We start from the raw sequence: 25,742 nt of genomic DNA, 5'->3' as shown, positions 1-25,742 counted from the left end.
TGCGATGCCCGAGCGGACCTGAGTTCCGCTCGGGCATCGTGTGTGCGGACGCTGCGCCTCAGGAGGCGACCAACTGCGGTTCGTCCGCCCGGGCGGCGGTCGATCCCGCGCCGCGGTCGTCCCGGGTAGCCAACGCGAGCACCACCAGACCGAGGACCGCGAAGCCCACACCCACCCACAGTGGCGACACCCAGCCCAACCCGGCGGAGATGGCTAGGCCGGAGATCCAGACGCCGAGGAAGTTGCCGATGTTGAAGGCGGCGATATTCGCGGAGGAGGCCATGGTGGGGGCTGTGGTGGCGTGGTCGAGGACGCGCATCTGTAGGCCGGGGGTGGCGCCGAAACCGAAGAAGCCCATGGCGAGGAGCAGTGCCGCCGCGGCGATCTTGTTGTCGGCCAGGAGGGCGAAGGTGACCATGGCGGTGCCGAGGGCGAGGGTCATGGTGACGAGGGTGCGGGTGAGGTTGCGGTCGGCCCAGCGGCCGCCGAACAGGTTGCCCGCGAACAGGCCTACGCCGAAGAGGACCAGGAGCCAGGGGATCGCGCCTTCGGAGAAGCCGGTGATGCGGGTGAGCAGGGGTTCGATGTACATGAACGCGCCGAACATGCCGCCGAAGACGAGGACGGTCATGAGCAGGGAGTACCAGACCTGCCGGTTGCGGAAGGCCGAAAGTTCGGCGCGCAGGCTGGGGCGGGCGGCGGAATCGGCGGGGGTGGCGGGAACCAAAGCGGTGATTCCGGCGAGGGCGATCAGGCCGACCACCGTGATGGCGGCGAAGGTCGCGCGCCAACCCCACTGCTGACCGATGACGGTACCCAGCGGGACGCCGAGCACGTTCGCGATTGTCAAGCCGCCGAACATGATCGAGATAGCGGCCGCCTTTTTGGCCGCGTGGACCAGCGAGGACGCGAGTACCGCGCCGATACCGAAGAACGCGCCGTGGGCCAGCGCGGCCAGCACACGCCCGCCCAGCAGTGCGGCGTAGCCGGGCGCGAGCGCCGACGCGGCATTGCCGACGGTGAACAGCACCATGAGCACCTGTAGTGCCCGCTTGGGCTCCCAGTGGTTTACCAGCGGGGTGAGCGCGAGCGCGCCCACCACCACAGCCAGTGCGTAACCGGAGATGAGGTACCCGGCCGTGGGCACCGAAACGCCCATATCGTCGGCGACCGAGCTGAGGAGCCCGGCAATGACGAACTCGGTGAGTCCGATGCCGAATCCCCCCAGTGCGAGGGCGATGAGTCCGAGCGGCATAACGGGGTTCCCTTCAGCAGTACAAGCGGCGCACGCCCCCAACGAGCGTCCGCCGATATAGCGCGTGTGCAACCAAATGCGTGTGCATCAAACTAGTTGCACACGCTGACTATTGCAACCCGGCGCTATGCTGGGGCTATGGGTATTGCCGACGACGCGATCGAAGTCCGAGCCTCGGGCTGGCGCACCCTCGCCGCGCTCCACGGTCTGATCGAAGCCGCCCTCGAGCGTGAACTGGTGCGGGCACACGAATTGTCCGTGGTCGAGTTCACTGTTCTGGATGCGCTGTCCCGCCAAGACGGCTGGCATATGCGCATCTCGCAGCTGGCCCGTGCCGCGGCGCTATCGCCCAGCGCCACTACGCGCCTGGTCAACCGCCTCGAGGATCGCGGACTGCTGGTCCGTGTCCTGTGCCCCGACGATCGCCGCGGCATCTACACCGAGGTCACCGAGAAGGGCCGCACGCTATACGAGCAGGCAAAGCCCACCCACGATCGTGTTCTCGAAGAGGCCCTGACCGCGGCCGAGCAAGTCCCCGAACTCGCGCCGCTGGCCGATTTCCTCCATCGCGTCCCGGCGGTGAGCACCTGAACGCTCCAATCCGCCGGGTGACGCAGAAAGCAGACTCGCCATGAAGATCGTTGTGACCGCACCCGAAAAGCCGTTGACCGTTCGGTTCGAGCCGTCCGGTACCGAGCACAAACTGGCCGCCAAGGACCATCTCGTGGTGGAGTGGGGAGAGCCCGGGGAGCCCGGCGATTTCGTGGGGTCGATCGAATACTGGTCCGATGAGGTCGTCGTCAGCTTCGGCCGGGTACTCATGACGGCGTGGGACTCCGCCGGTGATGTACTGGAGCACTGACCGGATTCGGTAGCGCTGATGTAGGGGACAGGCGAATCGCCTGTCCCCTTACTGGTTTTCAGGCGTCGGCGAGTAGCGCCTCATCGAGCGGGATGCCGCCTTCGATGGTGTGCGGGGTGCGACGGCGGTTGGGGGAGCCGAGGGCGGTGGTGAGATCGGTGCCGTCGTGTTCGGCGAGCAGATCGCCGGAATCCCACACCAGAAGTGTTCCGCTGACCGTGTTCTCGGCCGCGGAGTGCGCCAGGTCGTAGTGGGCGCAGGCGGGGACATGGGTGTAGGTGATCCACAGGTCGTAGCCGGTCATGAAGAGGTCGAGGTCGAATTGCACCGACAGGCCGAGGAGTTCGCTGCGGCCGTTGTCGTCGACACCGGCGAACGCCTCGTCCAGGGCGAGTAGCCGCGGGGCCTGCGGGTCGGCCGAATCCAGCATGACGTGTGCTGCCGCGAAGAGTGGAAGGTGCAGGGAGACCGACTGTTCGCCACCGGAGAGCGCGCTGTGGCGGGCCACGGTGAGGCGGTCCTCGGTGCCGTCGGCGGTAATGATTGTGAAGGAGAAGACGCGCCAGGTGCGGTAATCCAGGGTGGTAGCCAGGATTTCGGGGAAGGAACGCTCCGGATGCGCGGCGCGGGCCGAGCGGATCTCGGCGGCGAAATGCGCTCGGATGGTGGAGAGTTCATCGGCGGTCAGTTCCGAGGAATCGCGGTCGAGGATCTTGCACACCGCACGCGCCGGTTCCGACAGATTGTCACCGAGCACCCAGTGCACGCCGATGGTATTGCCCGACGACATCCGGCGCTGCTTCATCTCCGTGCCCATCTTGGCGATGAGTTCGCGTGCGTCGGTGGTGCGTTCGTGAATCTGCTGGGCCAAGCCGGTCAGCAGCGCGTCCTCCAGGATGCGGCGCTCGGAATCAGTGAGCAGCAACTCCTGATCATTGCGCGCACCGGCGATGCGCCCGGCGAAATCGGCCAGCGACGACAGACCGTGATCGTCGTGCACCTGCACCACGGTGAGTCCGTCGGCGGCATCCCAGTGCAGGCGGTAGTCCTGCCGGGATGCGGCCAGGGCCGCGTCGAACTCCTGAAGCGCGCTGGTGACGGCGCTGCGGGTGGACTTGCGGGCCGCCTCGCCCGCGCGCACCGAAGCGGTTGCGGTGGACAGGTTCTCGAACAGTTCGGCGACATCATCGGGCAGCGCCTGCGGAATCTGGTCCGGCTCGCGGTTCTCGATGCGGTAGAGCAGCTGCTCCGGTGTGGACCAGGCGGCATCGCTACTGGGCCAGCGGCTCTCCGCTGACGCGCCCAGCAGGGTCAGCAGATCCGGGCGGGCGTACGGCGCGAGAGCGCGCACATCGGCGAGCAATTCGGTGAGCGCGGTGCCGAGGGCGGCATGTGCGGCGCGATGGGCACCCTCGGCGCTGCCGACGCCCTCGATCGCCTCGTGCGCGGCCTTTCGCGCCGCCTTCTGTTCGGCTCGCGCGGCATCGATGCGTTCGCGCGCGGTCTCCAGTTCGCGATCGATATCCGCCGCACCCGCGCCCAATGCCTCGCGCAGCGTCTCCAGCTTGCGCCGCTGCTCCTCGTACCCGGTCTTGGCCGCCTCGGCCTCCTCGGTGAAAGCCTCGGCGAGATCACGTGATTCGAGCAGCCGGTCGCTGGACTCCCGCGCCCGCTCGCTTTCGCGCTGATGGTCCCCGCGCAACCGCAGCAGCGCCGTTCCCGCATTCTCGAAATGCCGCACCGCCGCCGCCAACGCATCCAATTCCGCCGGATCCCGGGGCGTGTGATGGTCGGCCGCGATGGCCCGTACCTTCTTATCGGCGGCCGTGAACTCAGCCACCGCCTGATCGAGATCGCGCTCGGACTGGGTAGCCGCCTCCGACCGCGACCGCAACATGCCCGCCGCCTCGGAGACGGTCCGCAGCGCTGCGGTTACCGCGACGGTGCGGGGGAGTGCCTTGGCGGCGGCGGAGATTCGCGCCAACTCGGCGCTAGCGGCATCGGTCTCGGCCTCGGCCGTACGGATGGCCTCCTCGGCCGCCTCGATGGCGGCGGCGAGCTCGGCCAGCCGCAGCTCGCGGCGATGGGCTCGCGCGGTGGTACCGATGAATTCGGCGTCGGCCTTGGTGTGGCGGCCGATCTGTACACCCTGGCGATAGTGACCGTCGGTCGCGACGGCCACCAGTGCGCCGGTGGTGAGGGCAGCCGATGTCCCGGACGGATTTCCCGCCCCCGGTGATCCGGCACCCGTGGCCGCACTCGCCTGCGCGGCTGCCATTTCCGCGCTATCGGGTCGTTTTGGTGTGTCGTCCGCATCGTGGCGAGCGGCCGAGTCGTCGGCGCGACGTGACCCGGCGCTCGCACCGGAATCGGCCTCGTGCAGTGCGATGGACGCCAGGACGTCGGCGACGACCTGTCGGGGAACGGTGAGCGAGTCGGTATCGTCCTCGACGATCAGCACATCGGTGAGGGTGCGGCCGGTCGGTCGGTCCTGCGGTGGCAATGGCGTCAGGAACTGATCCGAGTTGTGTTCCGGCAGGGCGGAATCGGCGCACACCCAACCGTCGAGCAGGTTCGCGGCCTGTAGGGCGGCTTCGATACCGGCCGCCGCCTCCGGTGTCACGGTGTCGGCGAAGCGGACCAACCGCCAGAGCGGAGCGCCGGGGCGGTCGCCGCGGTCGTCGGTGCGTGCCGCGAAAGCCGGTGGGGCATCGTCGCGTTCGGCCGCGACCCGCTCGCGTTCGGCCCGCAGTTCGGCCGCCTGGCAGTTGGCCTGCTCGGCTGCCGCACGAGCCTGGTGACGGCGGGCGCGAATATCCTCGGTGAGCGGCTCCGTCCAGTCGGCGAGGACTTCGGCGGGAGTAGCGGCGGGGCCGTCGCCGCTCTCGCCGGTTGCGGAAGTGGCGCCGAGGGTTGCTGTGGCGGTGACCTTTCCGGTTGCCGACATGCTCGTTGCGGCCACTTGGGAGGATGTCGATCCGGCGGAATGACCGATGGCGTCGACACCTGCGGCGGCGTCGGAACTCGACAGTGCCGTCGCGCGATTGACGTTGGTCGCGACTGGCGCGGCGGTCGGGGTGGCGGATGCGCCCTTGCCACCCCGACGACGTTCCTTGCCACCCGAGGCCGGGGCGAGCGCTGCGGCATGCTCGGTTCCCGCGTTGGCGATGGACTCGTTGAGCGCTTCGAACAGCCCGTCGCGAACGGGGGAGTACACCGCGCGATGCGATTCCCACCATTCGCGCAGGGCGGCAGCGGTATTGGAGCGAGCCAACGCTACCGAGGCCTCGGCCTCGGCGAGTTCGGCGGCAGCCGCGTCACGGAGTTCTATCGCTCGCTGGGACGCGCGTTCGGCGCGAGTGCGTTCGGTGGCGGCGGAGTCGACCAGGGTGAGGGCGCGCCGGACGGCGCGGACGTCGGCGTCGCGTTCCTCGGCGTGGCTGCGGACGGTGGTGGTGAGTTGTTCGACGCGGGCCTGTTCGGGAAGCGAAGCCCACTCGATACCCGCTTCCTCGGCGGCGCAGCGCAGTTCGTCCTCGCCGCGGGCCAGGGCGGAGGCGGCGTGTTGGACGGCGGCCTGGGCGCGTTCGGATTCCTCGGCGCGCTGGTTGACCGTCTGGTGGGCCTTGGTGGCCTTGTCGCGGTGGACGGAGCTGGAGGTTTCCAGGCGGCGGACGGCGTCGGCGAGGTCGTCGAGTTGCTGTTTGCCCTCGTAGGCGCTGGAGCGCTGCAGGGTTTCGCGGTCGGCGAGGGCCTGTTCGTAGGCGCGGTCGGCGTCGTCGGCGCGGGTTTCGGTGGCGGCGCGGTCGGTCTCGCGGCGCTGACGCAGCGCGGAGGCGGCGTGCAGGGCGGTGGCGGCGTGGGTGACGGCGTCGAGGCGGGTGCGCACCTGATCGATATCGGTTTTCGCTTGCACGGCAAGGTACTTGCGATAGACGCCGACGAAGGCGCGGGTGGCGGTATCGGCCTGGATGAGACCGTCGAGGGTGCGCCCGACCTCCTCCATATCGCTGAAGGAGCGGGCGGCGTCGAGAATGAGTTGTTCGTCGAGGGGCCGCAGACCATCGGTGAGGGCCTGCGAAAGTCCGCGTGGGTCCAGGTTTTTCGCCAGCTGCGGGCGGCGCAGCGTGAGAATCAGATTGATGAGCTGGTCGTAGCGCTGTTGGCCGAGGCCGAACATGCGGGCATCGATGGCGGCGCGATATTCCACGGGCCGGTCGTAGATGGAGTCGCCGCCGATCTGCTCGGCCAGCTGCTTGCGGGTGAACGGGCGGTCATCGGAGCCGAGCAGTGAGAAGTCCACGCCCACACGGCCGTCGGCGACGAAGTACCAGCGCGTCACCTTGTCGGAGGAACGGGTGGCGCGCATACCGATACCGACGGTGACGGTCTCCGGATCGTCCCAGTTGCCGCGCGCGAATTCCATCCACACATATGAGTACGCCGATTCCTGCTTGCGGTAGAGCAGATTCGACTTCATGGTGCGTTCTTCGCCGGCGAACGGGTTGAGTCGCCGCGGCTCGATCCGTCCGTCGAGGACGAAGGGGAACAGCACCTCGAGGGCCTTGGTCTTACCGGAGCCATTGGGGCCGCGCAGTACCAGGCGGCCGTCGGCGAAACAGAATTCCTGGTCGCGGTAGTCCCACAGATTGACGATCCCCGCTCGGGTGGGGACGAATCGCACACCACCGTGAATGAGGTCGGCCATGGGTTACCGGGTCCCTTCTGTCGGATTGCCACGCAAGGTATCTGCGCTGTGGATCGAAATGCTGTGGTGCGCCGCCGTCAGCGGCCGCTCACCCGTCGGCGATCACGGGATCACCCACATCGGCCGGTGCTACGAAGAGTTCGTTCTCGGCGCGGGTGCGGACGGTGACCACCGCGCCTCGATAGCGGGCGAGCACGGGCAGGATCAGCAGTCCGCCGTCGACCACCACGACGAGTCGCAGCCGTTCGAGGAGACTCACCACCTCCGCGGTGAGTCCCGGTACATCCGCCTGCCACTGGGCGGCGAAGGTCGCGCCGTAGCGGTCGGTCAGTGCCCGCACGGTCTCCTGGATCCAGGACGATTCGACGAATGGATGCTCCGCGATCTCCGGTTCCTCCGCCTCGAACTCCGTATCCTCCTGCGCCGCGGAGATATCGACCGTATCCGACAGTGGCGCGAAGACCGTTTTGCTGGGTATGGCGCTGTCGAGCTGCTCCACCAGATCGGTGAGTGGCCGTTCGGGCCGCGGTCGGCGCGCGATCGGATTGTCGAGATCCAGTACCAGGTCGGCGATCTCGCCGGCCAGCAGCAATGCCACCTGGGCGAGGGTGCCGGTGCTCGGGAAACGAATATCGGACAGCCGTCCCGAGCTGTCGATGAGCGCCACACCTTCGGCGCGCCGCTCGCCCTGTAGTCCGGTGAGCAATTCCACCTCTGCGACCAGCTTCTCCTGCGCCAGCAGTGTCCGCTCGGCGACTTCGAGATCCTCGGCGTACACCACCGGTTGTTCGACCAGGGCTCGTCGCACCCGCCGCGCCGCCAAAGCCGCCGCGGGGGACCGGGTATCGGCTGCCGTGGCCTCATCTCCGAGTAGCCCGCTCACACTGTGCAGGTGTTGCAGCGCCCGGGGCGGCCGAAACAGCGCGAATACCACCGACCGATCGATGTCGTACAACGCCTCCCCGGCCTCCGGATCGCTGGCCCATCCACCCGCGTCGCCATCGGCGAGGGTGACCGCGCCACGCGCCGACAACCACCCCACGGCGTCGACGAACGCGTCCCGGTCACCCGCGCGATCGGGTGCGAGCTCCAGACCATCCACCTGTTCGGCGTACGCGCCGACCTGTTCGGCCAACTCGGACAGGGTGATCTGATCCCCGGCCCGCCCCAGGGCCGCCAGCGCGAGCGCCAGATACGCGTACCGCCGCCGATCGAACACCCGCTCGGCAACGGTCCGCGCGGGCCGCCCACCGTCGAGCTGATCCAACACAGGGAACAACCGCGCCGTCGTCTCGGTGACTTCCAGGCGATACCCGAACAGCTCCGCCAAATCTTCCCGCAATTCGGTCGCCCACCGCCGAATCAATGGCAGCGCAATCCGATCCGGGTAGCTCCGCGTCACCACATGGTTCGCGAGAATGATTCGCGCCGCGCGCTGATAACTGTCCAGCGCCAGCGAATCGATGGAACGTGCGTGCATCAGTCGCGCCCCTCCTGCTCGACAGCAGCGGCGAGCGCACCCGCTACCAGATCCTGACTGCCGTTCGCGGGGGCGTCACCAGCGTCTTCCTCGAGGTGGACGTCGGTGGGAGTATGTTCTGCGCGCACGCTCCGAGCTGCGGCGGCGGCAGGGTTCGCTGATACCGCGGGGGCGGCCGTGTTGTTCTCGGCCACACGACGTTTCGTTGTTTCCCGCACGTCGAGCCGTCGACCGTTGAGGTGCAGTAGCCCACGGGCGGTGCGCACCATGGTGGAGCCCGGATGCTCGCTGACGGTGAGGGTTACGCCATTGTCGGTGCCGCTGGTGCCGCCGACCCGGCCGCTCACCGGCACCCACGCGGTGGAGGCGGCGTCCAGTAGTTTCAGCAGCACTTCGGTTTCGCCCTCGTCGAGTACGCGCTCGTGGACATCGGCGGCGGCCAGGGAGCGGGCGGCCTGGGCGCGGGCGCGCTGGATATCGAGTTGGGCCTCGCGGAGGCGGCGGATTCCGGCGTCATTGCGCTGCAGTCGCGCGGGCGCGCCCGGTGTAGGTGGGCGGCCGGTTTCGGCGAGGGTGCGCGCGATCTCCAGAGGTGGTGCGTCCCACCAGGATCGGATGGCGGGGATGATATCCGCGTCGGGGTGGCGCATGGCGAGGTGGCGGGGGCGGCCGAGGCCGAAGACCACGTCGTAGAGGGCGTGGGCGGCATCGACGGTGGGGGTGGCGGTGAACCAGCCCGCGAGGTGGCGCAGGGCGGATTCGCGGCTCACGCCACCCTTGCGGGTTTCGGTGACGCGGCGCAATAGCGACAGTACGGCGGCGATGGCGCTCATGGTGGCCTCGCGCAGCCGCTCGCACTCGGTGAGTCCGTGCTCGGTATCGACCGGGGTGAGGAACCAGCCGCGCAGACCCGCCCAGCGGGCGCGCCAATCCGCCTGCCGCTCGTCGGGATCCATCAGTACGCGTTCATCGCAGCGGGCGGCGCGTTCGATGAGTTCGTCCACGCCGGTCGCCTCGACCTCACGAATGGCGGTGGCCAGCCGGGGCGCGAATCGTGCGAGGTCCATGGAGAATTCGCGCATATGGGCCAGCAGTGCGTCCTTGTGCACCAGGAACGCCTCCGGCGTCACCTCCGTGGTGCGCACCAGATCCCCGAGGGTGAGGTAGAAGTGCGCGGCCCGGTCGGCCAGATCCGACAGTGCCCGGTCGAGCCGGTTGAGCACCCGGTACACCCGGGGCGCGTCCCCGGTCCGATTGGCCTCGGCGAGGGTGTGCAGATCGGCGAGGAGTTCCGGCAGCACCAGCCGCGACAGCGACGCCTCGTCGAGCCGCGCCGCCAGGACATCCGAAACTGCCCGGAATGCCTGATATCCGGCCTGTGAGAACTGATATACGAAATGCCGATTGCGGTACTCGGCGAGCGTGGCCGCCCGTGTCCCGTCATAACTGCGTTCGAGCACCCCCCACTGGTGCAACTGCTCGAGCAGCGGCCCCACCTCGGTCGTGGTGAGCGCCGGAGCCCCCGGGCAACGTCCGAGCGTCTCCACCACATCGCTGGCGTGCAGCAGCACCACATAGGCGGCCCGCGCGGTATCGAATGCTCGTAACACCCACAGGTAGTCGGCCCGTTTCTCGGCGGTCGCGAAGGAGAACAGCCGGAGCCGATCGGCATGCGGCAGATCCCCTCCACCGACCCCGGGCGGGTCGGGCAGCAATCCGGCAGCGGTCTCGGTCACCGGGGAGAGACTAATACCGCCGCACCCCCGCAATCCAATGCACCCGCCGTACGGCGCGCCACGATCGAATCAACCCGAATCCGTCCACGGCGTACTGCCCTCGAGTCCGAGACGCATTGCCGGCTGAGCCCGAATCCGCGCCCGCTCGGCTCCACCGGGGTCGAGATCGCAATGCCGCCCGGCCCCCTCCGTCGGGATGATGAGGCGAGCATGCCGGGATGACGAGGCGAGTGTGCAGGGATAGCAGGGCAGGCCGGGATGACGGGGCCGTGCCGGCGCCCTTCAACCTCGGCTACGGGCGGTGGTGTCGCCGGGACGGTCGCTGGCAACGGCGGCGCGCTCGACGGTCATGAGGCTTTCCGAGTGGTGTTCGGCGAAGTAGGCCCGCGAACCGCCGTTGAGTCCGAAGAGCCGCTTGCTCCACAGCAGCCAGATGATCGCGGCGAGGTTCACCGTGAGGGCCGCCACCCGGAGGAAGGTGATCTTTTCGCTGAGCTCGTAGATCTCCAGGGGCAGGAAGATACTGGTTGCGATGACTGCGAAGTATTCGCCCCAGCGCGCTACCCGCCACAGTCCGACGGCTTCGATCAGCTGAATTCCGGCATAGGCCAGCAGTGCTACGGCCAGCCAGGTCAGCGTGGTCGGTGAGAGCGTGAAGGCCGTCTCCAGCCAGCGCACGATCTTCGAATGGTCCGGATTCCAGCCGAGTTGATCTGCGAGGGGCTGGATCAGCGGTAGCTCGCGTTCCCACGCTTCCTTCCACTTCTCCTGTGAGCCACGCAGTTTCATTACCCCGGCGGCCAGCAGCAGCAGTACCAGCGCTCGGCCCACCCGCTCCACCGCGAGTGCCCGCATAATGTAGCGGTCACGTAGCAGCCGCCCGCGCGGTACCTCGGGAGCATTGTCGGCGGGTCCGCGCAGCCGCGGTTCGCCGATAACGAAGTCACCGCAGCGCAGACAGCGCCAGGCTTTCCCGGCGGGGGTGCTGACGTGCAGTCGCGCCGCCAGTCCGGCCTCATCCGGCGCGTAGGTCTCGTGTCCTCGCCCAGCGCAGGTCCACAGGCTGAAGTCCATGTGCTGGAGAGTAACCGGCGGTCGGTCAGCTGGCGGCCAGGGCGCGCAGCTGTTCGAGGTAGGAGCGGGTGCGGGGGTCTCCGGGGAAACGTTCGATCATTTCCCGCGCGGTCTCGCCCGCGATCCACATGAGTGAGGGCAGCGACCGCCGCTTCCCGGCGAGTGCGCGCATCGCCTCGTCGACGGCGAGCTCGAGATCACCATCTCGGACGGCGACCACCGCCAGGGTGAGATGAGCCTCGGACACCCGCATGGGTTTGCGAATGGTGCCATCGGGTGCGGTGGAGTTGCGGAGAACTTGCCGGGCATAGCTTTCCGCGAGCCGATCGTCGCCGGCCACCCGGCAGCAGTCCATGGCGTAGAAGTCGAACTTCTGTGGATCCACCACGAAATGATTGTCCAGATTGGTGGGATGCTGAAGATTGTCCAATATCGAGCGGCCCTGTGCGAGCGCCGTTTCCACCTCGCGGCGGTCACCGATGCGCGCCCAGGCCTTGGCCCGCTGAGCCGACAGCTGCACGCCCACGCCCAGGTTTCCGATACTCGGACACGCGGCCTGTACCGCGTCGATGGCGCCGCGATAGTTGCCCTGGGTCAGGGCGAACCACGCCGCCATTTCCATTCCCCAGCCGATAATTTCGGCATGCTCGGCTTCCTGCCCCAGGGATAGTGCGGCCCGGCGGGTGGCCTCGGCGGCGGTCCGCCAACCCAGGTCGTAATCGACGCATCCGACCAAGAGCGCTACCCAGCCCGCCAGTACGAGTACCTCGCGATGTTGCGCGAGAGTAAGCCGACCGTCCAGTAGTGAGGTAATTCGCCGCAACCATGCCGAACCCTCCGCGTGCAGCTCGTGCGGATCGGTACACGGATACTCCGAACACAGCCGGTCGGCGGTGATGCGAATGGCGTCGAGGGTTGCGTGCGAGACATCGGACATGCGCAGCCGTCCGATGAACTCCAGGGTGTCCATACCGGTGGCAGAGAGCATTTCGTCATCGCGGTTGGGCCGTGACTTGGGGAAAAAGGCCGCTGTCACGGTGTCGAAGGCGGCCGCGATAATGGGTGCGTAGAAGTCGTCGGGGCGTGATTCGCCCGATTCCCAGCGCCGCCAATTCCGAAGCAGCGTCGAGTCGGTCGGAAGATTGTGACTGGATTTGGTGCGCATCGCTCGCACGGCATCGGCCTGTGACCACCCCCGGGCATCGCGTTCGGCACGCATTCTGACTGCCCATACGGGGCGATCGTCGCAAGCGGACACGTAGGTAGTATCTCACCAGTTAACGCGCGGTGGACCCGGATAGGGCATTCGAGTGTCAGTGGGTTGACATCTGCAATTGCATTCGTGAGAACGTCACACTTCGTAGTGGGCACACAGGAGAACAGCGATCCCCTATCCAACGGAGGTTCGGGTGGAAGCGTTGATCTATGGGTACGTGCGTGACGATTTGGCCGATGGCCGCAGCGATGAGCTGGAAGTCGCCATGTGCGATATGGCGAGTTCGGCAGGTTTCTGCTTCGCCGCCACGTTCCATGAATCGACCCCTGGCGATGGCACCGCATTCGCGGAGCTGACCGCCGAACTCAAGCGTGCCGATGCCCACCATGTTGTGGTGCCGTCACTCGATCATCTTGCCGGCCAAACGATTCCGCGAGACATTCTCATCGCGAAGCTGGCTCAGGAGGCGGCCGCCCAGGTCCTGACCGTCGAGAGCTGCTGAGCCCGTCGCGGTCCTCGCGACCGCACGGGCCAATCCCATCAGTCGAGCGGCGGCCACTCCGGCCGCGAGCGAAACGAGTAACGCAACCAGGTGATGTTGCCCGAAAAGCGGATACACCTGCCAGTGCACCAGGTAGGTGAACAGTGACGCATCCGCCAATACGGCCGCCGTGCCCGCGATAAGCGCGGGTACCCGAACCGAGGGCAGCCAGATGAGCAGCATGATGCCGGCGAGAATCATTCGTTCCCGGTCTGTTTCGTCGAAATAGCCGGAGACCGTGGCCACCGCCACCGCGCTGAGTAGGAGGCGATGCCACGGGGTCGTGGCCTTGGCGGCGGCCCAGCCCAGGACGAAAAGCCAACATGCCAATGGTGAGAAGGCCACATTGTCCGGGGTGTACAGGTTGAATGACCGGTACCGGAAGATCAGGGCGACCCCGAGTAGTCCGGTGGCGAACCAGAACGGCGACAACCGTTCCAGACGGTCGGCGATCGGAAGCCGTAGCAGTAGTGCGGAGGCGAGCACGATGTAGACCAGTACCTCGACGAACCACAGATGTCCGGCCGTGGCGCTGTCGTGCGGGCCGAGAATCTTATTGAGCAGCAGCACATTCTGCCAGCCGTAGTAATCACTGAAAGGCAGGGTGGCCGCGACCCACACCGCCGTCGGAATGGCGATGAAGGCGGTGGTGCGCAGGGTGCGGCGCAGCCGCTGGGCGGCGGGTGCGGCGGTGACGGCGAAGCGGGCGAAGTTGAAACCCGCCACCGCCAGCAGCACGTGCGCGCCGCCCCACAAGACGAATAGTCCGATATGCGAACCGACAACGGCGATAATGGCGAGCGCCCGCAGCAGCGTGCCGGTATCGAGCGAGCGGCCGAATCGATTGCGCCGCCGGGGGAGTGACTCGAGTTCGGCGACGCTCATGGTGGGCCAGCTCACCGGCAGCTGACCGAGCGCGCGGTCCAGACGCACCGAAAGTGCCACATAGGTGAGGGAATCCCCGCCGAGGTCGGCGAAGCTGGCCCGCGGATCGATGGTTTCCGGGTGCAGGCCGAGTGCATCGGCGAAGAGTGTGCGGATATCGGTGTGCGCCGCGACGGGCGTGCCCGGCAATTGACGAATGGTCGGATAGTCCGGTTTTCCATTGGGTAGCCGAGGAATCGACTCCACCGCGGCGACTCGCACCGCGCCGACCGGCAGACCGGATAGTCGCGCCGCGAGTCGGGCCGCGGCGGCGGTATCGCCGCATTCGATCGCGGCGACGAGGGTTTCGCCGTCGTCGGTACAGCAGGCGGGGTATCCGGCGGCGGCCAGGCCGGATTCGATGCGCTGTAGGTCGATGCGCAGACCGAAGATCTTGGCGAAGCGGCTGCGACGGCCGATGACGCGGTAGAGGCCATCGGGAGTGCGACACGCCAGATCGCCGGTGCGCAGCCGGGTGAGCTGCGGCTCGAGGGCGAGTTCGGCGGGCGTTTCGGCGTAGCCCATCATGACATTCGGCCCGTGGTAGACGAGTTCGTCGCCGCCCTCGACCGGTTCGAGGGTGAAAGTGCCGCCGGGAATGGGGATTCCGATGCAGTCGGGGTGTTCGGCGGCTAAACGCGGTGGTAGATAGGCCATTCGGGCGGTCGCCTCGGTCTGGCCGTACATGACATAGAGCGCCCAGCCCGTGCGCTCGCCGAGCTGGGCGTAGTGGCGGACCCGCTCGGGCGCGAGCCGTCCGCCGGCCTGGGTGATGTAGCGCAGGTGCGGCAACGCCATTCGGTCGAAGCCGATCCGTTCCAGGAGATCGAAGGTATAGGGCACGGCCGCGAAGGAGGTGGCGCGCTGGGCGCCGAAGTCGTCCCAGAATTCCGGTTCCAGCACCGACCGGCTGGTCATGAGCAGGCTCGCGCCACGCAGCAGATAGCTGTGCAGTACCGAAAGCCCGTAGCAGTAGTAGAACGGCAATGTGGTGGCCGCCCGGTCGGTCTCCGCTATCGCCAGGTACTCGGCGATCGACTCCGCATTGGCCAGCACATTGCGATACGACAGCCGCACCAGCTTCGGCGATCCGGTGGACCCCGACGTGCTCAGCAGCAGCGCCAGCTCCGGGTGCAGGGTATGCGCGGATCCGGTGCGGCGCGGGTGCGGTCGCGGGGTCGAGCCGTCCTGGGTGGCCTCGATCACGAGATCCGGATCGTAGACATCGATGAGCTCGGCGGTGACCGATCCGGTGAGCAGCACCGCGCATCCGGCCTCCAGCGCGCCGAGATAGGCGATGAGCGAACCGAAATCGTTGCGGGCGGCCAACGCGACGAGGCGGCGACCGGATCCGAGGTCGTGCGCGTAGGCGCTGACCCGCTCCGCCAACTCCGCATATCGGAGTTCGCGGCCGTCGTGGACCAGCGCGATTCGGTCGCCGAATCCATGCAGATGCGCGGCGATCCGGGGCGTGGTCATTCGGACGAGTCTAATAGTGAGCCAAGGCTGCCCTCACCGAGACGTTCGGATGGTGTCGCGATAGTGCCCGGTTAGAGACCGAAGCTGCCGCGTCCGCGTCGTCGCAGGTACTTCTCGAATTCGGCGGCAATGGCGTCGCCGTCGATCTTGGCCATGGCCTCGTTGAGATCGATCTCGGCATCGCCGCGTTCCTCGAGCGAGCGCACGTATTCGGCGATTTCCTCATCGCCGGTGGTCATTTCATTGACCGCCTCCTCCCACTCCTCGGCCTGCTTGGGCAGCCCACCGAGGGGCACCTCCACATCGAGGACATCCTCGACCCGATGCAGCAGTGCGATCACGGCTTTCGGATTGGGGGGCTGGGAGACGTAGTGCGGTACCGCCGCCCAGAACGACACCGCCGGAACACCCGCCTTGACGCACGCGTCCTGAAGTACTCCGGTAATTCCGGTCGGACCCTCGTAGCGGGTCTGCTCGAGGTTGAACCGCTCGGCCGCCTCCTTGTTATAGGCGGTACCGGTGACGGGAACCGGTCGGGTGTGCGGAGTATCGGCCAGCAGCGCGCCCAGGATCACCACGGTGGATACCTTGAGCTGTTCCACGAATTCGAGAATGTCGTCACAGAAACTGCGCCAGCGCATATTCGGTTCGACCCCGCGCAGCAGCACCACATCGCGGTCACTACCGGGAGGCGAGCACACCGACAGCATGGCCGACGGCCACCCGATCTCGCGAGTGACACCATCGACCTGACGGACGGTCGGACGGTTCACCTGATAGTCGTAATAGTCCTCGGAATCGAGTTCGGCCAGCGGCTGCGCGTCCCAGATCAGTTCGAGGTGCTCGACCGCGCCGCTCGAGGCGTCGGCGGCGTCATTCCAGCCTTCGAAGGCAGCGACGAGGATGGGATCCCGCAAGGTCGGGAGGTCCGTCTCGGCTGGCACCGGGGGTTCACTGGCGTTCACCCGGTCAGCCTACGGTGTGCGCTGGAATGACGCGCCAGCGACGCGCAACCCTGGATTTCGACCGATCTCAGCGGCGAGGCGGGCGGACACGCCGCGTCTCACACCGTGGACAGACCGCACCGGGGCCCGGAATGTCGGGCCCGCCTACTACTCTTGAGTCCATGTCTGTGTCCCCCCGCGCCGAGTTCGATACCACCCTACTCGCCACGCTCAGCGAGCGTGTCGTGATCGGCGACGGTGCGATGGGCACCATGTTGCAGGCCGCGGATTTAACCCTGGACGACTTTCGTGGACTCGAGGGTTGCAATGAAATCCTGAACGAAACCCGCCCCGACGTGCTGAAAAGTATTCACCGCGCCTATTTCGAGGCCGGGGCCGACGCCGTGGAGACCAATACCTTCGGCTGCAACCTGCCCAACCTGGCCGACTACGACATCGCCGACCGTATTCGTGATCTCTCCGAGCGCGGTACCCGCCTCGCCCGTGAGGTCGCCGACGAGATGGGACCGTCCGCGGACGGCACTGCGCGCTATGTCCTCGGGTCGATGGGTCCCGGTACCAAACTGCCGACCCTGGGCCACGCGCCCTACGCCACCCTGCGCGATGCCTACATCGAATCCGCCCTCGGAATGCTCGACGGCGGCGCCGACGCCATTCTCATCGAAACCTGCCAGGACCTGTTGCAGGTGAAGGCCGCGATCGTCGGCAGCCGCCACGCCATGGCGCGGGCGGGCCGCCGGATTCCGATAATTACCCACGTGACGGTCGAGACCACCGGCACCATGCTGGTCGGCTCCGAGATCGGGGCCGCGCTCACCGCGCTCGAACCCCTGGGTATCGACATGATCGGCCTCAACTGCGCCACTGGCCCGGATGAGATGAGCGAGCATCTGCGGCATCTGTCCAAGCACGCGAACCTGCCGGTCTCGGTCATGCCGAACGCGGGTCTGCCGGTGCTGGGCGCCAATGGCGCGGAATACCCGCTGACACCGGAAGAGCTGGCTGTAGCCATGCGCCAGTTCGTCAGCGAATTCGGGCTGGCCCTCGTAGGTGGCTGCTGCGGCACCACGCCCGAACACATTCGGCAGGTCGCCGAGGCGGTGCGCGAGGTGAAGCCCGCCACGCGGGTACCCGAGCACGAGCCGAGCGTGTCGTCGATCTACACCTCGGTGCCGTTCGCGCAGGATGCCTCGGTGATGATGATCGGCGAGCGCACCAATGCCAACGGCTCCAAGGCATTCCGCGAGGCCATGCTGGCCGAGGACTGGCAGAAGTGCCTCGATATCGCCAAGGACCAGATCCGTGACGGCGCGCATATGCTCGATCTGTGCGTCGACTACGTCGGCCGTGACGGTGCGAAGGATATGCGGGAGTTGGCTTCTCGCCTGGCGACCGCGTCCACCCTGCCGATCATGCTCGACTCCACCGAAACTCCGGTGCTACAGGCCGGTTTGGAGCACTTCGGTGGTCGCTGCGCGGTCAACTCGGTCAACTACGAGGACGGCGACGGACCGGACTCACGATTCGCGCAGACCATGAAGCTCGTAGCCGAACACGGTGCGGCCGTGGTGGCGTTGACCATCGACGAAGAAGGCCAGGCGCGCACCGCCGACACCAAGGTGGCGATTGCCGAGCGGCTGATCGCCGATATCACCGGCAATTGGGGCCTGCTCGAGAGCGACATCATTATCGATACGCTCACCTTCACCCTCGGCACCGGACAGGAGGAGTCGCGCCGCGACGGTATCGAAACCATCGAGGCCATCCGGTTGCTCAAGCGCAAACACCCGGAGGTGCAGACCACGCTGGGGCTGTCGAATATCTCCTTCGGTTTGAACCCGGCCGCGCGGCAGGTGCTCAACTCGGTCTTCATGAACGAATGCGTCGAGGCCGGTTTGGATTCGGCGATCGTGCACGCGTCGAAGATCCTGCCCATGGCGCGGATTCCGGAGGAGCAGCGCAAGGCCGCCCTGGACCTGGTCTACGACCGCCGCAGCGAGGGCTACGACCCACTGCAGCATCTGATGGAATTGTTCGAGGGCGTTTCGACGGCTTCGTCGAAGGCCTCGCGCGCGGAGGAATTGGCGGCGCTGCCGCTGTTCGAGCGGCTCGCGCGCCGCATTGTCGACGGCGAACGCAATGGGCTGGAAGCCGATCTCGATGAGGCGATGAAAGAGGTGCCGCCGCTCAAGATCATCAATGAGACGCTGCTGTCGGGTATGAAGACCGTGGGTGAGCTGTTCGGCTCCGGGCAGATGCAGCTGCCGTTCGTGCTGCAGTCGGCCGAGGTGATGAAGACCGCGGTGGCGCACCTGGAACCGCATATGGAGGCCACCGACGACAGCGGTAAGGGCCGCATCGTGCTGGCCACCGTCAAGGGCGATGTGCACGATATCGGCAAGAACCTGGTCGACATCATCTTGTCCAATAACGGCTACGAGGTCGTCAATCTCGGGATCAAGCAGCCGATCGCGACCATTCTCGATGCCGCCGTGGACAAGAAGGCCGATGTCATCGGCATGTCCGGTCTGCTGGTGAAGTCGACGGTGATCATGAAGGAGAACCTCGCCGAGCTCAATGCCAAGGGGGTGGCCGAGCAGTTCCCGGTCCTACTCGGCGGTGCGGCGCTCACCCGCGGCTATGTCGAGAACGACCTCACCGAGGTCTACGAGGGCGATGTGCACTACGCGCGTGACGCTTTCGAGGGACTGCGGCTCATGGACGAGATCATGACCCGCAAGCGCGGCGGCGGTCCCGACCCCGACAGCCCGGAAGCCGTTGCCGAACGCGAGAAGGCCGCCGAACGCAAGGCCCGGCATCAGCGTTCCAAGCGCATCGCCGAAGAGCGCCGCGCCAAGGAAGTTCCCGTCGAGGTGCCCGCGCGCTCGGACGTGGCCGCCGACCTGCCCGTCGCGGTACCGCCGTTCTGGGGCACCCGCGTGGTGAAGGGGCTGTCGCTGCAAGATTATTCGGGTCTCCTGGACGAACGGGCGCTATTCCTGGGCCAGTGGGGGCTGCGCGGTCAGCGAGCCGGAGACGGGCCCACCTACGAGGAACTGGTGGAGACCGAAGGTAAGCCGCGACTGCGGTATTGGCTGGACCGGCTGATCGCCGAAGGTGTGCTCCAGCACGCCGCGCTGGTGTATGGCTACTTCCCGGCGGTCTCCGAGGGCGATGATGTGATCGTTCTCACCGAGCCGAATCCTGATGCGCCGCAGCGTTATCGGTTCACCTTCCCGCGTCAGCAGCGCGACCGGTTCCTGTGCATCGCCGACTTCATTCGCTCACGGGAGAAGGCGCGCGAGACCGGCCAGGTCGATGTGCTGCCGTTCCAGCTGGTCACCATGGGTCAGCCCATTGCCGATTTCGCGAATGTGCTGTTCGCGGAGAACAACTACCGCGACTATCTGGAGGTGCACGGCATCGGTGTGCAGCTCACCGAGGCGATGGCCGAATACTGGCATCGTCGCATTCGGGAAGAGCTTGTGCTGGAAGGACATTCGGTCGCCGAGTCCGATCCCGCCGATGTGCTCGACTACTTCAAACTCGGCTACCGTGGAGCACGTTACTCCTTCGGCTACGGGGCCTGCCCGGACCTGGAAGATCGCGCCAAGCTGGTCGACCTGCTGGATGCGGGCCGAATCGGAGTGGTGCTGTCGGAGGAGCTGCAACTGCATCCGGAGCAGTCGACCGATGCGTTCGTACTGCTGCATCCGGAAGCAAAGTACTTCAACGCATAGGATTTCGAGAGTTTCCGGGCAGATCACGCAGAGTCCCACGGTGGGCTCGGCGTGACGCCAGCAGGAGGGGTACAACCACATGACTTCAGACCGGCTGATTGCGGGACGGTATCGGCTCGGGGATCCGATCGGGACCGGTGCGATGGGAGTCGTGTGGCGCGCGACCGATGTGCGATTGCGGCGCACGGTGGCGGTCAACCAGCTGATCCTGGGACCGGGCCTATCCCGGTCCCAGGCCCTGGAGGCCCGCATGCGGGCCATGCGCGAGGGGCGGATCGCGGCGCGCCTGCATCACACCAATGCCGTCACGGTCTTCGATGTCGCCGAGGAAGACGGCCAGCCGTGGCTGGTCATGGAATATGTCAATGCCCCCAGCCTGGCCGCGCTCATGCGGGAGAAGGGGCAGCTGCCGCCGACCGAGGTCGCCCGAATCGGGGCCAAGGTGGCGGCGGCGATGGCCGCCGCGCACGACGCCGGCATCGTGCACCGGGATGTGAAGCCCGCCAATATCCTTGTCGCCGATGACGGAACGGTGAAGATCACCGACTTCGGTATCTCCCGCGCCGTGGGCGATGTGACCGTCACCTCCACCGGATTCCTGGCCGGGACCCCCGCCTACCTCTCACCCGAGGTGGCGCGCGGCGAGAATCCGGAATCGCCATCGGATGTCTTCGCGCTCGGCTCCACCCTTTACGCGGCCGTGGAGGGTATGCCGCCGTTCGGCGAGGGTGACAACCCCCTGGCCGTCCTGCATTCGGTGGCTCGGGCGCAGGTTCCCGAACCGCGGCGCGCCGGACCGCTCGGGCCGGTGCTGATGGAACTGCTCGGTGCCGACGCCGATTCGCGGCCCACCATGAAGCAGGCCCACGAGGCGCTGCAGGCGGTGGCCGAGGGACGCGGTGCGCCCGTGATCGCGAATCCGACCCGGATCCTGCCGTCGGCGGCCGCCGACGACGAGTCGACGAAGACCACGGTCCTGTCCCCGTCGCGGAACCAGGTTCCGGTCGGTGAGGCCGATGATGCCACCCAGCATGTGGATATGAGCGCGGCGCGGACACCCGGGCCGCCGCTTCCGCCGAGCTTCGAGACCGGTAGCGGGCAGGGTGGCAAGGGCCGCGACCGCCGGCAGTTCGCCCTGGTCGGTCTCGGTGTCGTGGCCGCGCTGCTGATCGCCACCGTCATCGCCACCACCGTGAATCGTGGCGGTGGCACCGAGGATCCACCCGTCGCCACCGGCAGTTCGGTGGTCGCCCCGCCCGGCGGCGGCTCCGATGCCACCGCCCCGACCACCGCCGTAGCCCAGGGCCAGGCGGATACTCAGCAGCCGACCCCGACCGTCGCGCCCAGCACCAGCGCCGCGCCCAGCACGACCAGTGCCCAACCCAGCACGACCACCACCACAACGACCACGGTGCCACCGACCACCACCTCGGTCGCACCGCCCACCCCGGCGTCGGTCGCCTCGTTCGTACAGAGCTACTACGGCATGCTGCCCGGCAATGTGAGCGGGGCGTGGTCGATGCTGTCGCCGTCGTACCAGGCGACCACCGGTGGCTTCAATACCTACGCCCAGTTCTGGGGCACCATCGCCGCCGTCCGCGTCGGCGGTGTCACCCCGTCCGGGAACAACCGCGCCACCGTGGCACTCACCTACACCCTGAAGAACGGTTCCACCTCCAGCGAAAACCGTTGGATCCAGGTCGAATCCAGCAATGGCCGCATGCTCATCACCGCCTCCGGCCTCTGACATCCACCCCGAAGGAGCTCACCCGATGACCCGCCCGGACGCCGTCCTCTGGGATATGGACGGCACACTGCTGGACTCGGAGAAGCTCTGGGATCTCGCCGTTCGTGAACTCGCCGCCGAACTCGGCGGCGAGATGACCGACGGCATCCGCCACGCCCTCATCGGCGCCTCCGGCCCCAATGCCATGCGCATTCTGTTCAACGGTCTCGGTCTCGACCCCACCCCGGCCGCGCTCGCCGAGGCCGGGGGCTTCATCGAGCACCGCATAACCGACCTGTTCACCACCGGCGTCATCCCCTGGCGGCCCGGTGCGCAGGACGCCCTGGCCATGCTGCTCGCCGCCGATATCCCCATGGCCCTGGTGACCAATACCAAACGCTCCCTCGCCGAATTCGGCCTGGACACCTTGGGCCGCCACCACTTCAGGACGTCCGTCTGCGCCGACGAAGTCCCCCAGGGCAAACCGGCCCCCGACCTCTACCACCGTGCCGCCGAACTCCTGGGTCTGAGCCCGAATCGCTGTGTGGTCATCGAGGATTCACACACCGGCGCGCAGGCCGCCGAAGCCGCCGACTGCGCCCTCCTCGTCGTCCCCTGCGAAATCCCCGTCCCCGACGCCCCCGGCCGAATCTTCCGCGACTCCCTCATCGGTCTGACCAGCGCCGAACTCGGCGGCATTGCCGCCGCCCACCGAGTGCGCTGAGCGCCCAGGCAGAAGTGCTGCCCTTTTCGATCGGCGCACCCACGGAATGCAGGGCCTTAACGAAGGGGCGGTCGGTGCCGTAGATGGCCCCCTTGGGCGCTCCGGTACTCCCCGAGGTGTAGACGAGCAGCGCCAATCGGTCGTCATCATCCGGAATATGCAGCGGCGCGACCAGATTCGATCCGCGTTCCACCGCATGGCCGAGAGTTTCCAGCCGCACCCCGGCACCGTTCTCGGCCAACCGCCGCCACGCCGATTCCGAGCATCTCCAGCGCGGCCGCGCCCATGCGGGTCATCACGCGCATCGGCACTACGACGTACTCGGAATCGGTGAGCTCGATGCCCAGCTTCGGATCCGGGGCGCCCGGCGGGCCCTTGCAGAAGGACGGCCGCCGCCGCGAGTTCCAGGGGTACGCATCCGAACCCGCCAGGGCGACCGCGCAGAGCTCGGGATCGCGCAGCGCCACCAGCAGTCGGCGGATATCGGCCAGAGCATCGGCGGCGGTGCCGTGGACGTCATCGAGTACCGAGATCACCCGGGGATCGGGATCGGCGAGCACGTGCCGGGCCACCTCGATACGCGGCACGATCGACGCCATGTGATGGGCGACCAGATCATGCGGTTCCCGAGCCATGGCGCTGTGTTCGGCCGCGCGGGTGTGCGATTCCGCTTCGGCCCTAACCTGCGGTACGTCCGGCCGCCCGCGTAGTACCGCGTCCAGATTGGTCGCCGCGGCACCGTCCCCGTCGTCATGCCGGCGCTTGTGGTCGGGAATCCACCACGCGCAGCTCATGCGGCAACAGTGTGTGGATCTCGGCCACACGCATGCCGGGATCGCATGTTTCGCTCGGCCGTTCCGGATGCGGCCGACACCCGGTGGCGCGGTCGGCATCACCGCCTCCCACCGCTGTGTGTGAGCCGTTGTTACCGTGGCCCGATGACGCCCGCGAAGATCGTCATTGTCGGAGGTGGGTTCGCCGGGGTGGAGTGCGCTCGGCACCTGGAGCGGAAGCTGCGGACCGGGGAAGCCGAGGTATGCCTGGTCGGGCCGGATGCGGGGCTGCTGTATCTGCCATTGCTACCGCAGGTCGCGTCGGGGGTGCTGACTCCACGGTCGGTGCAGGTGCCATTGCGGCGGGTATTGCGGCGGACGGAATTGGCCCCGGGGATGGTGGTGGGGGTGGATGCCGACGCGCGGCGCTGCGTGGTGCGCCGGCCCTCGGGGGTGGAGCAGGGGATCGACTACGACCACCTGGTACTCGCGGCGGGCAGCATTACCCGGATTCTCGAGGTGTCCGGATTGCGCGAGTACGGGTTCGGGATGAAGACCCTCGCTGAGGCCATGTATCTGCGCGATCATGTGTTGCGGCAGTTGGATTTCGCGGCCATCAGTACCAATGAGGCGGAGCGCCGGGAGCGGTTGAACTTCGTCATCGTGGGGGCGGGATATGCGGGAACAGAGACTGCGGCGGTGCTGAATCGGTTGACGAAAGCGGCTGCGCGGCGGTACTTTCCGCGATTGGACGAGGCCATGGTGCGGTGGCACCTGGTGACCCACGGGAATCGGCTCATGCCCGAACTCGGGGAGAAGCTCGGGGCGAGCGCGAAGAAGACGCTGGCGAAACGCGGTATCGAATTCGTGCCGGGGGAGTCGGCGAGCGAGGTGACCGCTCACACGGTCACGCTCACCAGCGGGCGGGTCATACCCACGAGGACCGTGGTGTGGACAGCGGGGGTGGCGGCCAGTCCGCTGGCGGGACATCTCGGCGCGGCGACCGTGAAGGACCGTATTGTCGCCGATGCCGAACTGGCCGTGCCGGGACTATCGGGGGTGTGGGCTGCCGGTGATGTGGCCGCCGTGCCCGATCTGAGCAGGGGCGGCGATACATTGTGCGCGCCCACCGCCCAGCACGCCATCCGGCAGGGACGCCACCTGGGCGCCAATCTCATTGCCACGCTGCGGGAAAAGCCGCGTAAGCCGTATCGGCATTCCGATCTCGGCATGGTGGTCGACCTCGGTGGCTGGGACGCGCTCGCCCGCCCGCTGGGTATCGGGTTGCGCGGCCTGCCCGCCCAGGCGGTGGCGCGCGGTTACCACCTGCTCGCCATGCGCACCGTCGTGGCGCGGGCCCGGACCGGCTTCGACTGGACCTTGCACGGCACCATCGGCGATGACTTCCTGCGCATCGGCTACCTCGGTCAGAATGTGCCGACCATCGGTGATTTCGAGCAGACCGGTCATTATCTTTCGGCCGAGGAAGTGCGGGCGGCGCTCCACGGTGAGAGTGGACCCAGTTCAACTCTCGCATGAATTCTGTTGGGGCGCAGTAAAACAGTTGAATTCTCGCATCGGAAAATTCGGGCGTGTCGGCCGCTGCTCCGACAAGAATGGTCGGCATGGCTGTGACAGGGGGCTTAGCTGACGCGTGCTCATCGAGCGGTGGCGGAAATTCGCCGGGCGCGGTGACCGATCTGGTGGATACCGGGCGCTACCCGTTGGACGCGCCCGGCGGTGTGGAATGGGTGGCGGCGGTGCGCGATGCGCGGGCGGAGCTCGCCGCCGACGGGTGTTGCGTACTGCGGGGATTCGTCCGACCGGAGTACCTGGACACCCTGCGGGCCGAGGGGGAGGAGTTGGCCCCGCGCGCGTACTACACCGTGGAGCGGGTCAATGCCTACAACATCCCCCTGGATACGGAGCTGCCGGAGGGGCATCCGGGGCGGATCGTCCTGGAGCGTGGAAATGCCTTTGTGGCAAGGGATCTCATCCCCGCTGACACGCTGATCCAGCGGATCTACACCAGCCCGGTGTTCCAGCGATTCGTCGCCGACTGCTTCGAACTCGATGAACTGCACGAATTCACCGATCCGCTGGCGGGCCTGTGCCTGAACGTGGTCGCCCCGGGTATGTCGCACCCCTGGCATTACGACACCAATGAATTCACCGTCAGCATGCTGACGAAACTGCCCGAGGCCGGTGGCGAGTTCGAATACTGCCCGGCCATCCGCACCCGGGACGCGGAGAACTTCGACGACGTTCGTGATGTCTTGGAAGGTAAGGGGGACAGGCTGATTCGGCGGCTCGACCTGCGGCCGGGTGATCTACAGCTGTTCCAGGGCCGCTTCGCACTGCATCGGGTATCGCCGGTGCGCGGAGCGGTGCAGCGCCATACCGCGATATTCGCCTACAGCGAGACGGCCGGGGTCATCGGCACGGCCGAGCGCAGTCGGCAACTGTTCGGGCGCGTGCTGCCCGAACATCATCAGACCGCCGCGGCGCTGCGCGGCGATCGATTGCTGGATTGAACAAA

At 67.1% G+C, this 25,742-nt stretch carries 16 protein-coding genes and 2 pseudogenes; 8 read left to right on the top strand and 10 right to left on the bottom strand.

Annotated features, from left to right (window positions below; genetic code table 11):
- Positions 1-58: 58 nt before the first annotated feature.
- Positions 59-1,255: an MFS transporter gene (locus NU1_RS28635; RefSeq protein WP_067526275.1), complete on the bottom strand. Its 1,197-nt coding sequence runs from the start codon at positions 1,253-1,255 to the stop codon at positions 59-61.
- A gap of 138 nt (positions 1,256-1,393) precedes the next feature.
- Between NU1_RS28635 and NU1_RS28630 the strand changes: the two genes are divergently transcribed.
- Together NU1_RS28630 and NU1_RS28625 are read left to right on the top strand one after the other, a co-directional pair.
- Entirely contained in the window at positions 1,394-1,846 is a 453-nt protein-coding gene (locus NU1_RS28630) for a MarR family winged helix-turn-helix transcriptional regulator (protein WP_067526273.1), read from the top strand.
- A 40-nt stretch (positions 1,847-1,886) separates the two neighbouring features.
- Positions 1,887-2,117, top strand: a complete 231-nt coding sequence (locus NU1_RS28625) for a hypothetical protein (protein WP_067526271.1) — start codon at positions 1,887-1,889, stop codon at positions 2,115-2,117.
- A 58-nt stretch (positions 2,118-2,175) separates the two neighbouring features.
- Here the strand turns inward: NU1_RS28625 and NU1_RS28620 are convergent, their stop codons facing one another.
- The 5 genes from NU1_RS28620 to NU1_RS28600 all read right to left on the bottom strand — a co-directional run bounded on the left by NU1_RS28620 (position 2,176) and on the right by NU1_RS28600 (position 12,334).
- Positions 2,176-6,825, bottom strand: coding sequence for an SbcC/MukB-like Walker B domain-containing protein (locus tag NU1_RS28620; RefSeq protein ID WP_067526269.1), 4,650 nt, complete (start codon positions 6,823-6,825; stop codon positions 2,176-2,178).
- A gap of 88 nt (positions 6,826-6,913) precedes the next feature.
- On the bottom strand, positions 6,914-8,305 hold the full coding sequence (locus NU1_RS28615; RefSeq protein WP_067526267.1) for a TIGR02678 family protein: 1,392 nt from the start codon (positions 8,303-8,305) through the stop codon (positions 6,914-6,916).
- Positions 8,305-10,020 carry a TIGR02677 family protein gene (locus NU1_RS28610; RefSeq protein ID WP_084521889.1) on the bottom strand — a complete coding sequence of 572 codons (1,716 nt, stop codon included), beginning with the start codon at positions 10,018-10,020 and terminating at the stop codon, positions 8,305-8,307. The genes NU1_RS28615 and NU1_RS28610 overlap by 1 nt, the downstream gene beginning before the upstream one ends.
- Before the next feature lie 303 nt (positions 10,021-10,323).
- The gene (locus tag NU1_RS28605; RefSeq protein WP_067526265.1) at positions 10,324-11,115 is read right to left on the bottom strand and encodes a DUF2127 domain-containing protein; all 792 of its coding nucleotides are present in this window, start codon (positions 11,113-11,115) and stop codon (positions 10,324-10,326) included.
- A 25-nt stretch (positions 11,116-11,140) separates the two neighbouring features.
- A complete protein-coding gene (locus tag NU1_RS28600; RefSeq protein ID WP_212761304.1) occupies positions 11,141-12,334 on the bottom strand; it encodes an NsdA family TPR-like regulatory protein in 1,194 nt (397 codons plus the stop codon).
- A 190-nt stretch (positions 12,335-12,524) separates the two neighbouring features.
- On the opposite strand from NU1_RS28600, the gene NU1_RS40700 reads away from it, so the two are divergent.
- The gene (locus NU1_RS40700) at positions 12,525-12,833 is read left to right on the top strand and encodes a hypothetical protein (RefSeq protein ID WP_084521881.1); all 309 of its coding nucleotides are present in this window, start codon (positions 12,525-12,527) and stop codon (positions 12,831-12,833) included.
- Here the strand turns inward: NU1_RS40700 and NU1_RS28595 are convergent.
- Positions 12,732-15,275, bottom strand: a complete 2,544-nt coding sequence (locus NU1_RS28595; protein WP_067526263.1) for an AMP-binding protein — start codon at positions 15,273-15,275, stop codon at positions 12,732-12,734. The genes NU1_RS40700 and NU1_RS28595 overlap by 102 nt on opposite strands.
- Positions 15,276-15,346: 71 nt before the next feature.
- On the bottom strand, positions 15,347-16,240 hold the full coding sequence (locus NU1_RS28590) for a PAC2 family protein (RefSeq protein ID WP_067526261.1): 894 nt from the start codon (positions 16,238-16,240) through the stop codon (positions 15,347-15,349).
- A gap of 161 nt (positions 16,241-16,401) precedes the next feature.
- On the opposite strand from NU1_RS28590, the gene metH reads away from it, so the two are divergent.
- The 3 genes from metH (at position 16,402) to NU1_RS28575 (ending at position 22,430) form a co-directional block, all read left to right on the top strand.
- Positions 16,402-19,980 (top strand): methionine synthase, encoded by a 3,579-nt coding sequence (gene metH, locus NU1_RS28585; RefSeq protein ID WP_067526259.1) that lies wholly within the window; start codon positions 16,402-16,404, stop codon positions 19,978-19,980.
- Positions 19,981-20,059: 79 nt separating this feature from the next.
- Positions 20,060-21,727: a serine/threonine-protein kinase gene (locus NU1_RS28580; protein ID WP_067526257.1), complete on the top strand. Its 1,668-nt coding sequence runs from the start codon at positions 20,060-20,062 to the stop codon at positions 21,725-21,727.
- A gap of 25 nt (positions 21,728-21,752) precedes the next feature.
- Positions 21,753-22,430, top strand: a complete 678-nt coding sequence (locus NU1_RS28575; protein WP_067526255.1) for an HAD family hydrolase — start codon at positions 21,753-21,755, stop codon at positions 22,428-22,430.
- Between the two features lie 257 nt (positions 22,431-22,687).
- Here NU1_RS28575 and NU1_RS41850 read toward each other — a convergent pair.
- Both NU1_RS41850 and NU1_RS43505 read right to left on the bottom strand, forming a co-directional pair.
- A pseudogene (locus tag NU1_RS41850) lies at positions 22,688-22,813 on the bottom strand (hypothetical protein); the annotation flags it as partial.
- A gap of 75 nt (positions 22,814-22,888) precedes the next feature.
- Positions 22,889-23,065, bottom strand: a pseudogene (locus NU1_RS43505) (histidine kinase dimerization/phosphoacceptor domain-containing protein); the annotation flags it as partial.
- Between the two features lie 303 nt (positions 23,066-23,368).
- Between NU1_RS43505 and NU1_RS28565 the strand changes: the two are divergent.
- The gene (locus NU1_RS28565) at positions 23,369-24,742 is read left to right on the top strand and encodes an NAD(P)/FAD-dependent oxidoreductase (protein WP_067526252.1); all 1,374 of its coding nucleotides are present in this window, start codon (positions 23,369-23,371) and stop codon (positions 24,740-24,742) included.
- 86 nt (positions 24,743-24,828) lie between these two features.
- Positions 24,829-25,737, top strand: a complete 909-nt coding sequence (locus NU1_RS28560) for a HalD/BesD family halogenase (RefSeq protein ID WP_245720363.1) — start codon at positions 24,829-24,831, stop codon at positions 25,735-25,737.
- The last annotated feature ends 5 nt before the right edge of the window (positions 25,738-25,742 follow it).

The sequence above is a fragment of the Nocardia uniformis NBRC 13702 genome (genome assembly GCF_001613345.1).
GTDB lineage: Bacteria > Actinomycetota > Actinomycetes > Mycobacteriales > Mycobacteriaceae > Nocardia > Nocardia uniformis.
The sequence above is the reverse complement of the archived record's forward strand: the minus strand, read 5'-3'. Positions and strand labels throughout refer to the sequence as shown.